Source organism: Micromonospora sp. NPDC092111, from assembly GCF_044755745.1.
GTDB lineage: Bacteria > Actinomycetota > Actinomycetes > Mycobacteriales > Micromonosporaceae > Micromonospora.
The window spans coordinates 32,263-46,905 of sequence record NZ_JBIVRQ010000015.1; the positions used below are offsets into that span (position 1 = coordinate 32,263).

At 70.8% G+C, this 14,643-nt stretch carries 4 protein-coding genes; 3 read left to right on the top strand and 1 reads right to left on the bottom strand.

Translation table 11 applies throughout. The features are described from left to right. Window positions 1-29 precede the first annotated feature (29 nt). The 3 genes from ACIQG9_RS24470 (at window position 30) to ACIQG9_RS24480 (ending at window position 14,228) form a co-directional block, all read left to right on the top strand. The gene (locus tag ACIQG9_RS24470) at window positions 30-350 is read left to right on the top strand and encodes a WXG100 family type VII secretion target (RefSeq protein WP_400406541.1); all 321 of its coding nucleotides are present in this window, start codon (window positions 30-32) and stop codon (window positions 348-350) included. Next, complete coding sequence (locus tag ACIQG9_RS24475) at window positions 328-1,722, top strand: EsaB/YukD family protein (protein ID WP_400406543.1); 1,395 nt, start codon at window positions 328-330, stop codon at window positions 1,720-1,722. Before ACIQG9_RS24470 ends, ACIQG9_RS24475 begins: the two co-directional genes overlap by 23 nt. Before the next feature lie 1,124 nt (window positions 1,723-2,846). After that, window positions 2,847-14,228: a toxin glutamine deamidase domain-containing protein gene (locus ACIQG9_RS24480; protein ID WP_400406545.1), complete on the top strand. Its 11,382-nt coding sequence runs from the start codon at window positions 2,847-2,849 to the stop codon at window positions 14,226-14,228. A gap of 145 nt (window positions 14,229-14,373) precedes the next feature. On the opposite strand, the gene ACIQG9_RS24485 is transcribed toward ACIQG9_RS24480, so the two are convergent. Further along, on the bottom strand, window positions 14,374-14,628 hold the full coding sequence (locus ACIQG9_RS24485; protein ID WP_400406547.1) for a glutaredoxin family protein: 255 nt from the start codon (window positions 14,626-14,628) through the stop codon (window positions 14,374-14,376). Between the last annotated feature and the right edge of the window lie 15 nt (window positions 14,629-14,643).

The following is a 14,643-nucleotide window of genomic DNA, read 5'->3' on the forward strand; positions in this document are numbered from 1 at the left end:
ACCCATCCCCGCCTTGAAGGAGTACAACCATGGCAGCCGGCGGCAGCATCGACTCCCGTGAACTTGCCGTACCCCTGGACCTGGAGCAAGCCGGTCCGTACCTCAACAGCATGGCCCAGACAATCGAAGACGAGCTGATCAAGCTGCGCAACCAGCTCCAGCCGGTGCTCGACAGCTGGGACGGCGAGAACAAGCGGTACTACGAGGGCCTCCAGCAGGAATGGAACATCGCCGCCGAGGGTCTGCTCGGCCCGGAGGGCGTTCTCGGACAGGTCGCCCGCGCGATGAACATCACCTGGCAGAACTACACCGACTGCGAATGGGCCAATGTCGAAACCTGGAAACACTGATATCCAACCCCGCTGCCTCGTCACTGTCGTCGGGACCCGCAACCGGGTCGACCTGGCCGTGCCCGCCAACGCGCCGATCGCCGAGTACGCCGACCTGCTGGCCCGGCTGGTCGGCCAGGAGTCCAACGAGGCGCTGCCTCCGGCCTGGAGCCTGGCCCCGACCGGCGCGCCGCCGCTGCCGGTGACCTCCTCGCTCGCCAGCGCCGGCATCGTCGACGGCGCCGTGCTCTACCTGCGCGACGTGCTCGACGGCGAGGCGGACGAGCCGGTGGTGCGCAGCGTCTGGGAGGTCGTGTCGGACCTCGGCACCTCCGGCCGGGGACCCCGGTGGGACATCCGCGCCAAGGGCCGCGCCGCGATGCTGCTCGGAGCGGCCTGGTTGGTCGTCTCGCTGGGCTACCTGGGGATCGCCGGTCACGGCCGGCTTCTCATCGAGGTGCTCTTGGCGGTGATCGGCATCGGGTTCGCCGTCGCGGCCCGGCTGCTGCGGTCGTACCCGCGAGTGCTACCGCGCGGACTGCGGGCGCTGCTGGGCTGTGCCGTGATCCCCTGCATGATCCTGGTCTCGATGCTGAGCCTCGGTTCGCTGGAGTGGGACGTCAGGCACCTCGTCTACGCGCAGATCGGGGCGGTACTCGGCCTCGTGATCGCGCTGGTCGCGGTGCCTCGGGTGCTGCTCGCCGCAGTGACGCTGCTCGTCGTGGTCGCCGGCACCATGACCACGCTGGCACTCGGTCTCGGTGCCACCCCGGCCGCCACGGCGGCCACCGCCGTGACCGCCGGCACCCTTTTCCTCGCCGTCGCGCCCCGCGTCGCCGGTCTGCTCACCGCCGCCTCGTGGCTGCGGATGTCATCGCCGAGCGTGGAGCCGGAGGCCGACCCGGACATGCTGGGCAACCGGATCGTCCGGGCCCAACACACCCTGGTGCTGCTGGTGGGAGCCACCTCGGCGATCGTCGCGGCGGCGCTGCTCGTACTGACCCGGAACACCTCGGCGTTCTCGCTCGCCCTGGCGGCGGCGGCCGTGGCTGCGCTGGTCATCCGGGCGGGGACGTTCGAGTTCACGACCGAGGCGATCGGACCGGTGGTGGCGGCGATGGCAGGGGCGTTCGGGCTCTTCGCCGCGCTCGACCACTGGAGCGCGACGGCACCGCTGGTGCTGCCGCTGACGGTGCTCGCCGGCCTGGTGGCGGTCAGCGTCGGGCTACCGGTGCTGCTGTGGCGCTCCGGTACGGGCGGCATCGAGGACACCGGCGATCGCCGGCCCCGGCTCGGCGTGCTGCTGACCACCTGCCAGCTCGTGCTGCCCCCGCTGTTGCTCGGCGTCTACGGCGTCTACGGGCTGCTCTGGGGGCTCGGCCGTAGCTTTTGAGGGCTCGGCGCCAATCCGGGACCGGCGCCGCAAAGGACCGGCGCCGGATGGCGAGACGCCGCATCCCGCTCGGATGCGGCGGTTCGTCGTTCTCAAAACCACGATGGGCGGCGCTGCCGCCGTACGCCCCATCGGCCGCGCCGGCACGGATGTCTTCGAGTGGGCACATGCCGTAACACCCGGCGGGCTAGGGATGGCCGGGGAACTGCCCGTTGCACGGGCCTCTCCTCGCGGATGGTCGGGGCGTGGAGCTGTGAGCGGTTCTGAGTGGACTCTGTATCCGATGGATGCCTGGGGATGATCCAGTGAGTGTTGGTGTGGGGGAGCCGCGGCCGGCGGCCGGTGTCGGTGCGGGATCGGCGGGCGGCAGGGGCGCTGGCGGTCCGCGGGTGTTGTCGAACCGGTGGGGCCGGGCGGTGGGGCTCGACTTCGGCAACGCCGGTGGGGATTTCGCCGATCTGGTGGGGCGGTGGATCGCTGACTGCGACCGCGCGTACGCCCGCCACTACGAGGCGGTGTCGGGTGGTGAGCCGCGGTTCCGGGATATCACGGTGCCGTGGGTGGCGGACACCCGTACGTTCGCGATCGTGTCCCCGCCGGATGTCGACGGGGCGGCCCTCGCCGACAGGGTGCTCGCGGAGGGGTCCTTCGCGCGGGAGTACGCCGACCCCGACCTTCCGGTGCGGTCCATCGCGGTGATCGGCGCGAGCGTCGGGGCCGACTTCGGTACCGCGATGCGGGCGCGCGGGTTCGACGTGACGGTGTACACGTCGTCGACGACGGGCGGGGTCGTCCCGCAGGGCACCGAGGCGACGTACCCCCGGGGTGGTTTCTTCGTCGACACCGGCGGGCACTTCCGCATCTTCGGCGGATTGACCCGCTCGCAGGTCGACATCGTCGTGCGGGAACTCGCCCAGGCGCACGACCTCGGCTGGCGCTACGACGGGTTCGCCACCGCCGAGGGTCTGCCCGTCCCGCTCGACGACCGGGTCGGCACGCTCGCGCTCGTCGACAGCGCCTACACCGCCACCCGCGAGCAACTCGCGCAGGAGCCCACCCGGCTCGATCTCGCCGGGCTGACCGCTGTCGCGAGTCGGCACACGCACGCGGACATCGTGGCCCGGGTGGTCGTGGAGCGGCTGCGCGCCGAGTCGCTGCTGGATCAGGTGTCCACCGTCGCCGACCTGACCCGGGACGACTCCGCGCTGTGGCGGACGGTCCCAGTGCCGCCGCACGTGCGGCGGATGTACACGGCGGTCGGCCACCACGACGCCGACGGGAATCGTCCGGTGCAGTTCGGCACCGGGCTTGCGCTGCGTACCGGCGAGGCCACCCGCCCGCCGGCCCCGCTGACCGTACCCTTCACCGACGCGCAGGGCGATCCCCGTTCCTCAGTCGACCTGGTCGACACGGCGCAGTGGCTGGCCGAGACGGCCTTCGACTGGTCGAGGTCGGCCGGGGGCCAGCGACCGCCGGTCGTACGGGTCGGCGGGTCGGGTGCCCGGTCCGCCCTGGTGACGCGGCAGGCGCTGCGCGGGCTGGTGGCGGAGAACCTGCGCGGACTCGGCCTCGGGCCAGCCGACGCCGAGCGGCTGACCGGGCGAATCGTCATCGCCGGTGCGGCCACGACGACCGTGGACAGCGGCCCGGTCGAACACGCGATCGTCGAGGTGTCGCAGGACGGGACACCACCGGTGGCGGGCTTCGGCCGCACCGCCTCGGCCGCCGACCCGCCGGCCGACGTCGACCCGGAACAGGTGGCGTTGGCGCTGTTCCGGGGGGCCGTCCGGCACGAGCTGACGGCCCGCCGGATGACCCCGACCCGGCCCGGTGGCGACCGCCTGGCGACCGACCGGGCCCGCGCCCAGGCGGCCCGCGCCCACCGCCTGGACCCGGTCGACCGGTTGCTGCTGACCGAGACGGTACGGGAGTCCGGCAGTCACATCGCCGCCGGACACGCGGCGCTGCTGGCCCTCCACACCGTCGAAACGTCGTCCCCGGCAGACGGCCACACCCTCGCCGTACCCGAGCTGCACGCCACGGTCGACGCGCTGCCACCCCGGGACACCGTCGACCCGGACGGCACGCAGACCCTGACCGACCGGCTGGCCGCAGTCGCCGCCCTCATCACCGCCCTGCACGACAGCGAGGCGGTCCCGGGCAGCACCGTCGACCGGCTGCCCCTCACCGAGCAGGCCCTGACGGCAGCCGCCACATCCGGCGGCTGGACCCGAGTGGAGTCACTGGCCGCGCTGGCCCGGGACGTGGCCCGCCCCACCCGAGCGGACGGGCCCGCCGCGAACGAACCCGGCGTCGCCCGGCAGGACGCGCCCGGTGCGAACGGTCCCCGGCTCGCGCTGGTGGTGCTGCGTACGCCCGACGGCCACAGCGACCACGCCCTGACGATGGTCGCCACCACAACCGGCGTGCGCTGGGTCGATCCGCTACGCCGCCGGGTCTACCACGCCGGCGAGATCCCCGCAGAGGTAAACGGCGCTGTCAGCGCCGAGGCGCTACTGATCGACACGGACGGCCACATCCGGCAACCGGCAGACGGCACCTGGCCGGCCACCGAACCCACCGACGGCACACCGACGCCACCAGACCCCACCCCACGGCACGAGGTCGCCGCCCCACTCGGCGGCGGCGTACTGCGGATCCTCGACGACCTCGCCGACAACGCCGAACCGGCCGACCGCGACCACATCATCGCCGCCCGACAGTTCGGCTACGAGGTCGCTGCCCACCTGGTCGCCGCCAGAACCGGCACGACACACCCAGCCGAGGAAATCCCCACCCACACCGCGGACGACCCGTCCGTGGCCACCACCGTCGAACTGATGGCCCTGCTACACGTCCAACTCTCTGCCGTACTCGCCCGCCAGGCCAACCCCGGTGGACCGGCGACCTCGGACACGGCCGTACTCACCCGGCAGCCGATGCTCAGCCAGTGGGAGGCCGCCGGCCACGACCTGCAGGACTTCTTCGTCCAACACGTTACGGTCATCCGCAATCTCTTCACGGACAGCTTCAACGCCCGGTACCCGGACTTTGCCAACGATCTGCGGGCCGAGCGCGGACTGCCAGACGACACCGAGGTGGACCTCTGGGCGGTGCCGCTGCTCGACGAGCACACCGGCCTACCCGCCGCCACCACCGGACAATTCATCTCCGAACTGCTGCACCCAGACCCGACCGCACCCCGCATCAACCCGGGGATGCTCGGCATCACCTCCCCCGACGACCAAACCGGCCCCAACCCCGCCCACGGCTCTGGGGACCCGAACCACCTGCTGCTCCAGATCCGTCAGCCCACCCCCCAACAGGCGCGGGATCACCACACCGGCGACCCGGCCGCCATGGCCGGCCGCGAGGGCGGGACCGGACGACCCGCGACGGCCGAGGAGCCGGTCACCCGCCCCGCCGGACCGGCCGCAGCCCCGGCCGCTCAGGGCTGGGAGGCGGACGGGGACAGCTTCCTGTTGCTGGCGGAACGCCTGAGGCCCCTGCAGGAGTATCTGGGCGGCCTGTCGGAGGCGGACCCGCGGCCGACGGTCGATCTCGTCGTGATGGCGGCATCGGGCAGCGTCGATCGGGTGTGGGTCGAGGTTCGTGTCCCCGATCGGGTCGAGCCGGTGAGTCTCGGCCCGGCGGACAGCGGGCTCCTCGACTCGTCGTTGAGGGTTGCTGCCTCGATCCGGATCAACGCCGAGCAACTGACGAACGCCGTAGTGTTCAGCTTCGAGAATTGGGAACTCTGGGCGCGCTCGCTGCAGGAGGGCAGCTCGGAGTTCGTACGGAGATTCGCCAGGGCCGCCGTGGGTCACCGGATCACGGACGCGCCGAGGGAGGCCTCGGTGGGCGAGTTCGTCGCCGCGATGGCGGCGCACTCCAGCCGGACGTGGTCCGACGCGCCCGACCCGGTCACCGCGTTGGCGCGTACGGACGCGGCGGCACTGGCATCGGCCACGACCTTGCTGACCGAGAACGCCGGCGAGGCGGCGGTGAGCGCGGCAAGAACCTGGGCGAGGTACCAGGTCGCGCTCGACCACCAGCGCCCGATGCTGGCGGGACACGTCACCGTCACCCAGCGGGCGCAGTTGGCTTTCCTCGACTCGCTCGCCACGCTGGTCGCGGCGAGGTACCTCGACCAAAGCGAGGACGCCGCCCGCGACCTGTCGCGGCGGCTGGGACAGACGTACGGCACGCTGAGCGGCTTCACCCTGCTGGCTCCGCCGGCCCCGGAGTCTGGCCTGCCTCGTCCAAGGCCGCAGGAACCGATCGCGAGGTTCATCGAGCTCGCGAGACCTCTGCGGGAACACGCCGAGCAACAAGAGGCCAACCCGGCCAGCGACATCGAGCTCGTCCTGATGGCCGCGCCGTCCCGACTGCTTGCCGCCGATGCCGTGTTCAGTCCGGGTCACGCCGTGGTGGCGTTCCGGCTTCCGAACGGGAGACAGGTCGCCCTCGGCTTCTATCCGCACGAGGGCCTCTTCGGCGCCCAAGGCATCATCAATAATGACGACCGGTACCTGTTGGCAAGGCACGCCCGGGTGCTCGCGGTGCACCACATCAACGCCCGCCAACTCGCGGACGCGTACCTGTTCGCTGCGCACGGCTCCGCAGAGAACTACCACCTGTTGAACAGCAACTGCGTGGTGTTCGCGACCAGGCTCGTCGCCACGGCGCTGGGGCGTGACGTCGTCGGTCCCACGATCACCACGCCGGACCAGCTCATCGCCGCGCTGAGCGGCGAGTCGAGCTGGGCCTGGGCCGACAGCACCAGCTCGGAACGCGTCGACCTGGCCCCGGCCGATCAGGAGCAACTCGACTCCGCCCGTAGATATCTCGATCGGCTGGGCGAGCGCACCCAGGTGTACGACGACGTGCTCGCCTGGGCCAGGTTCCGCGTGACGATCGACCACCAACGCCCGCTGGTCACGCATCAACCCACCCCCCGGCAGGAGAGTCAGTTCGCGCTGCTCGACGGGTTCGCCACGATGATGGCTGCCGAGCTGCACGCCAACGGGACGGATGCCGCCGCCGCGCTCTCCCGTGCGCTCGGCCATGCCTACGGCACGCTGCGCCAGCCGACTCCACCCGGAACCGCCGCCGCCTACGAGATCGAGGAACCGGACCTCGCGTCACCGCGACTTCCGGAAGAGCAACCACCGGTCCAGGGCGGGCCACGGGCCAGGAACAGACCGTCCAGCCTCTCCCTGACGTCCGGTGTCGACCACCCGCCCGTCGACGATGTCCTCTTCAGCGCGGGCAGCGCATTCCGCTCACCGACCGAAAACCCTTCCCACTCGGTACCGGGTGGAGCCACGCAGGCCGTCCCATTCCTGCCGCAGGCGCGTTTCGGCACCGACCGGCGACCGACTTCCGATGGCCCGACCTCCTTCGGTACCGCCAGCGAAGTGCCGCTCGGCGGCTCCGGCCGCGGTTTCGGGTCCGGGGTCGGATCGCTGGGGTCCGAACCCACTGGCGACCCGACCAGGTCCGACCCTTCCGGGCCCGGCTCGACGGGAGCCGGCGGCCCCGAAGCCTCGCAGGGAAGGCGGACGGCGGGGCAGCGGGCGCGGGACCTGTTCGGGGCGGCGCCGTTCGAGCGGTCGCCGGAGGGTCACTCGGACCCGAGCCGGTGGGATCGGGACTCGCTTGCCGCTTTGGTGGACGACGTGCTCGACGCGGTCCGGGAGCACGGGGATGCCGGCGAGTGGTCGCTGGCCGAGTGCGTGGTGCTGGCCAGGACGTTCGTTCGCCGGATCCATCCCGGTATCTCCCCGGGCCGCACCTCCGACGACCTACCGGCCGGGCGCGGCGGAGTCGCGGGCGTACAGGATCGGTTGGTCGCCGGCGCAGGTTGGGCTCGGGTGGGTGACCGCGGAAACCTACGGCGGCTGTTCGACCGGCTGGGCCCCGGCGCGACCGTGGTGTTCCTGGACCTGCGGGGAGACGGTCGGACAGGCCACGTGCGGACCTGGCAGGCCACCGGCGACGGTAGGTGGGGGGTCGACCCGCAACGGAACATCGGGCGCGTCTACCCCCTCGCGGACGCCGCCGCGGCGGGCTTCGACGACGATGCGGCGAATCCGGCCGGGCGCCTCGACGGGCCCGACGGCCGGACCGGGGTGATGGAAACCTGGGCCCTCGTCATCGACGACCAGGGTCGGGTGGTGGACCCGGGTCAGCTCTCCCCTGAGGACTCGTGGGCGCTGCTGGAGTCGGACTCGACGGCGGCGGGACTGACCGACGCGCCGACGAACCACGAGTTTGGCAAGTACGGTCCAGAGGAGGAGAACCACGCAGTCGTCCTCGGCGAAATGGTCAGAAAGGGCGAGGTCCTCCTGAGAACGGCGGATGGCGTCGTGCAGGTCGTCGCCGACGTCGCCGGTTGGTGGTGGGTTGGCGATCGGTACTACGGAAATCTCAACGGGATCCCGGCGGGCGCACCCCGTCAACTCAGGCTGATACCCATTCCGGAAACTGTCGTCATCAATCCTTCGGTCATTCTCGCCGGCGAAGACGGCTCCAGGCGAGCGGATGCCGATCGGCATAGGACGACCATCAGGAACATCCTGAACAACAGTAGGGGCGAGACGCTTTCCGAGTTGTTCAACGATCCTGCCTTCACGGTCAGTCCACGTTACAGGGACCTGACGGTCACCGCGCATCCATCGGTGTTTCCGCGCGGTGACTACCTGTATACGCAGGCTAACCTCGGCATGCCCTTGAACGCCGTCGGCCTTGTTCTCGACGCCGCCATTGCGGAAACCCGAGTTCCACCCGCCCCTGGCGTCGTCGTCCGGGGTGAGCTGGAAATGAGACCGCTGCTCGCCGCCGGGCAACGGTTCGGTATGGAAGTGGCGCGAATGTATCTCGCATCCCTCGGACGTGGCGCCGACGACGCCGAGGACGTGCCGATGCTCGCAGCGTTGGACAGTGACGTGGGGATGCTCTACGGCAACCTGTCTCTCGCCCTTGGTCAAAGCGGGGTGATTCCCCTCTGGTACCGGCGAAGGCGGGGACAAATGCATGTCAAGGGCTTCCTCGCCGCCGCGTCCCGTACCTCCCTGGCCGCTGTTCGTGCCGGGATGCCGCGGCACCTGCGGAACTTCCTCTCACGCAATCGCGACCAGATTCAGGAGCACGCGGCGGACGCTCTGGCCAACGCGTTCCCGACGCTCGCCCGAGACATCAACATCAACGAGCAGAGGCAACCCGACTTCGCTTTCCGTCCGCTGGTCGACGTCACGGTGCCCATTGGCGGGGTGATCGGCAATCTCTCGGGTGCGCGCTACCTTGATCAGCTACTTCTGGGCAACGAACCGGAGATCACTCCGCTCAGTATTTTCGGCGTGGGCGGACCCCACCAGCTCGATCAGCGCCCGGCGCCTCTTCAACCCGAGGTGGTGGTCGAGCTGCGATCGCTCGGTGCTGGCAATCAGACTCCCGAGGAATACGACGGGATCGAAGAACGCCTGATTGCCGCCGCGCAGCGGGCCGATCGGATCTCCCAATACACGGCCGCGCTCGCCGCCACGCGCACGGGTAGGGCGATTGTCGACTCGGTGCGGGCAGCGGTGGCCGTGGCGCCACCGGAACGAGGCCCTCGTATCGCGGACGTCCGGAACGCCGTCGCCACCCACCTACGCGATCACCCTGGCGATCGGCCCCAGGTCGCCGAGTCACTTGCCTTGGCCGAGCAACGTCTCGGACCCCTCGTGCCCCCGTCCCCGCCGTACGACATGGGCCAGCCCGCTTACGGTGGCCCGATTTCTTCGGGGGGATACCGCGATGGCTCCGGCCGGGACGGCAGTTCCTCCAGGTTCGGCGTGGGCGGTTCCGGTCAGCGTGGGCAGGGCGCTCCGCCGTACGGCACCGGTCACCGCGTTGGCGGGCAGGCGTCGGACCACACGGAGGAGCGGCGCCAGCGCCGTCCCACGCCGTATGCGACCGCGCCCGCGACCTCTTCCGCTGCTCCCTCCGGGGGAGTTCCCTCCCAGTACCCGTCGAGCCCTCCTACCAGCGGCGCCCCGCAGCAGGAGCAGGGACAGCGGCAGGGACAGCGGTACCCCCGGCAGGGGCAGTATCCGCCGCCGGGGTCGGGTTCGTCGGGGTACGGCTTTGGTCGTCTCGGGTCCGGGCTGACCGATGACCCCGCCATGGTGGAGGTTCCCACCCCGTCCGATCTGGACGAGGTATCGGTCCACTCCGTCTTCGGTTGGCTTGACTTCGTCAATTCCGACTCGGAAGTGCAGTTCGCCACGAACTGCGTGTTGGCGGTCCAGGCGACGGACATGGCGCTGCGGGATCCGGATCCCACCGCGTTGTACCTGGCCCCGCCGGACGAACCACAGCCGGAGTTGCATCTGGTCCGGATGCAGCAGCAACTGCTGGGGCTGGGCGAGCACGAGGCACGCGCGTGGGCGGTACGCGACATCGGTGTGATCCGCGACGCAATGTTGGCAGCCGAAGACGGCGCACGCGGCGTGGTGGTCGTCCACCGACCTGACGCCGAGCTCGGGCACGCCGTCAACGTGGTCCGACACGAGATCAACGGTCGACCCGCCGTCAGCTTCCTCGACGGGCAGACCCGCTCCCTCGCGAGACTGCCGCGTGACCCCGTGTTGCGATTCCTGCCACTGACCCCCGACATCGTCCTGGGCCCGGGCGCCGAACCTGTCCCGACCGACGTTCTGGCCCGGATCACCTCGGGCGATCTCGCGGGACTCGAGGATTCGCAACCGCCGGCGCCGGATCCGGCCCGACCGAGTGCGCAGCTCGATCCGTCGGTGAATCCGTTGCTGGTGACCGGGTTGCGGCCCAACACGGACAATCCCAGCGGTCTGCCCCAGTTCCGCTCCGACAACAACATGCTGTACCGCGACGACACCCGGCTTCCGGTCGACTTCGACGGCAATCCCGGGAACAACCCGGCCTACCCGCCGAATGGGCCGGGCATCTTCACCACCGGGTTCGCCCCGCTTGACCCGTCCATGACGAACCTGCCGCAATTCGTCGACGGCGAGCCGGGCGCGTTCGTCTCCACCACCCGTCGGCAGGACCTGAACTTCCTCGGCCCGCCCACTCGGACTCGTCCCCGGGTTTTCCGCTACTACATCCAGGCACCTGGTGGCATCGACGTGAACGCGACGCTCGGTTCCCATGCCGACCAGGGGCAGCAGGAGGTGGTGTTCCCGGGTGGTATCAGGCCGGAGAACATCCTGGGTGTCGAGCAGGTCATCGAAGGAACCTCTTCGTTCATGCCGGTGCGGACCGGCCCGTTCCGGCCCAACCCCAACTTCAATCCCGAGGCGCCCAACCCGCATTTCCCCACCCAGCCCGTCGAGGCCGCGGGGTCGGCGGAGTCGGCGTGGTTCGACGACGAGTCGGACGAGTCGGACGGCTCCAGGAGCGTGACGCCCCCGCCGGCGGCGGTGGTGGGGCGATCCGCGCGCCCCGGAGGATCTGTCCGGCCCGAGGAGTCGGCGTGGTTCGACGACGAGACGGAGACGGAGACGGACGAGGCTGTGCGGGCGGCGTACCCGTGGCTGCGGTCGGTCAATCCGGACCTGTCGGTGACGAACTGTGTGGTGGCGGCGATCACCACCGACATGAACCTGGTACCCGGTGAAGAACTCGCGTGGCAGGCGCCGGCGGGCGGCACCGAGTCGGATTCGCACCTGTTCCCGTACCAGCGGGACCTGTTGGGCCTGCCGGAGACGGAATCGCTGGTCTACCGGACCGACCTGGACTCGGTGCTGGCGGCGATGCGGGCGGCGGAAGTCGGGGCGCGCGGCATCCTGCTGGTCCGCCACCGGGCGCCGGAGCCCACCGGTCCGCGGCAAGGGGCCCGGGTGTGGACCTCGCACGCGTTCAACGTGGTGCGGGACGAGCACGGGGTGGTGCTCCTCGACGGCCAGCGCGGCGGGGTGGCGCGGGTACCTGAAGCGCCGCAGGAACTGGTCTTCTTTCCACTGACGCACGGCATCGATGCGCCCACGAATTCGGAGCGGGTCGACCCGACACGGTGGGAGGCCGGGGAGGCCGGCCTCGGCGGCCGAGAGACCGAGGTGCACAGCGGCTACCTTCAGTTCCCCGAAGACGTCGACGCGCGCGGAGTGCCCTGGCTGGCCCGGCACGAGGGAACCGGGGTCGTCGCGGTCTCCGACCGGGGCACGTTCCGGTTCCTGCACAACCGTGAGGTCTGGCAGGACGTGCCGGGCCTGACCGAGGAGCAGGTGAGGCGGACCGAGATTCTGCCGATTCTGGAGTTCGTCGACACCGCGCCGTTCGCCATGCTGCCGGGTGAGGTCGGCATGAACCGGTGGTGGGCGGCCGAGGCGCTGCGCCGGGCGACAAACCGCCTCACCTTCTACTCCCAACACGCCCTTCAGGAGGGCCGGCAAGCGCGGGGGGTGAATCTCTCCGAGGTGTTGCGGCCCGATGCAGGCTGGACGCTGCACCCGCAGGCGCAACGGGCGAGTTTTATGCCCGTGCACCCCGGGAACGTCGCCGACCTGTATGCGCACATGAGCTTCGGCGCCCGGCTCCGGGCGTTGAGGGACATCATTGTTGAGGTGGCCGATCTCACCTGGCTCCCGAACCCCCAGGCCGATGCCAGATGGGCCGTCGAGTTCGCCGAGGAGATCGTCCAAGGGCTGGTCACGCGGGTGGCGCTGGCCCCGGGCGACGTACGGGACATCGAAGGACTACTGGCCCTCGCCGCCATGCAGGTGACCGGGGCGGTCCTCGCCACGACCGTCCGGAGCGCCGGAAAACATCACGTGGCGCTTGTCTCCCGGCACCCGCTGTGGAGGATCCGTCGGGAGCTCAGCCCGGCGGCGAGCCGAGCGGTACACGACTTCGCGCCGTGGATACGGGACATGTTCGAGCTGCGCTTCCTCGACCAGTATCCCGACTTCGACGAGCGCTACCGGGCCCACACCGGCCGGCAGGGCGGCCCGCCGGTCACTCCGCTCTCCGTCGCCGGTGCCCACGACTACCTCAACAATGCCCTGCTACGCACCGGCGCCGTACCCCAGAGCCAGGGCAGCATGCTCGGCGTGGGCACCCATTTCGACGAACTGGCCGAAGGCATGATCGTGCTTGAGGCGCGGGCGCCGGGCTCCCGTTTCATGAACTTGGGAGAACTGGAGCAGGTCTACTCGCGCATCGAGCGGATCGTCCAGAACGCACACGTCGAGGCGGCCGCTCTCTCGTCCCGACCCCTACAGGGGGCGGCCCCGGCCGGCCCGTCCAGTGGAGGCGGGTTCCTGCTCGGGCCACCGACTCCGGCCGCCGGCGGGCTACCGACCCCGGGTTTGGTGCCCATCGGTACCGGCGGTGTCCGGCTCCCGCTGGTGTCGCGGCTCGTGCGGGGCGAGGACGACGCGTGGTTCGCCGACGGGGCCGAGGTGTTGTGGCGGCGGGTGCCCGAGGCGCGGGACGGTTGGGCGCTGCTGACCGACCACGAGTTGGGCCAACTCGCCGGCCGGCGGTTGCTGGAGGCTGGCCGGAGCGTGCCGCTGCTGGTACACCCGGCCGGCCGGTTCGTGCGGGTTCCCGTACGGCTGCCGGACGGTGCGCTCCGCGAGGTCCTGTTGACCCCCGAGCAGTTGGCGAGGATGCTCGCGACGCTGCTGCCGGCCGGCGCGGACGTGGCGCTGCTCTCCTGCGCCGCCGGCGCGCTGCCGGACGGGTTCGCCCGGCGGTTGGCGGAGGCGGGCGGCTGGCAGGTCCTCGCCCCGGTGGCGGACCTGTTCGTGGACCTGCCCGATGAGCGTGCCGAGCTGTTGACCGTGGGCGGGGAGAGCTGGCTGATCTTCACCCCCGACGGCGAGCCGTGGGACGTCATCAACGATGAGGTACGGGACGCCGTCAACGGTGAGCCGTTCGATACGGGCGTACCCCGGGAGGACGTCGTCCTTCGGCATCCCTTCGACGGAATCAGCGCGGTGCCCACGGCCCCGACCAGCGGCGGACACGAGACCGGCCAGGTCGCCCCGCCGCCGGAGGCGGCCGGTACCCCGACGGCCCTGGCCGACCCGCCGAGAGCCATCGGCTCGCTGCTGGATGTGGCGCGGAGGCTTCCCCCGGGGTCGGCGTATCGCGACAGCACCCAGGCGCTGGTGGACTTCCTCGACGCTCACTTCATGGAGATCCGCTACCCAGGTCAGCCGCCGATGGAGGGGACGGCCGTCGCCGACTGGTTCAGCGAGGCGGTCGAGGGGAGAGCGGACGGCGTCATCCGACCCGACTCGTGGCGGCGGGTGGAAGTCGCCCTCCAACTGGCCGACGACAGCGGTTTCGTGGTCGCCCTGCCCGACGACAACCACGCGCCGGCCGTCCTGTCCTATGGCGAGGACGGGCAGATCTGGCAGATCAGCTTCACGCCGGACGGGCCGGTACCGGAGCAACTGGCCACGAACGGGGTGACGCCGCCTCGGGGGATCATGATCTTCAACAAGTGCAGCGAGGTTCTGCTACTGCCGGGCTGATTGGCGAAGGACAAGGCGCGGCCCGCTGCCGAAGGGGGAATCGGTGGCGGGCCGCAGTGAAACCGAACCGGTCCGGGCACATCGACGAGGGTGGCCGACCGGCACGTGGACCAGTCGCCGCCGCTCGGCGTCGGGGGCCTACGGACTACCCGTTCGGGGCCGGCCGCGAAGCCAGGTCGCGTTCCAGCCGGTCCTCCTCGACCTGCCAGTAGCCGTGCTCCCTGCCGTCGAGCAGGACCACCGGTACGCGCAGGCCGTACTCGTTCTCCAGTTCGGCGTTGCCGGTCACGTCGATCTCGCTCCACGCCTCGCCGGTACGCCGCTCGACCCGCGCCATCGCCTCCTTCGCCCGGTCGCACAGGTGACAACCGGCCCTGACCAACAGCGTCAGCCTCGTCATTTGGCTCTCCTCTCG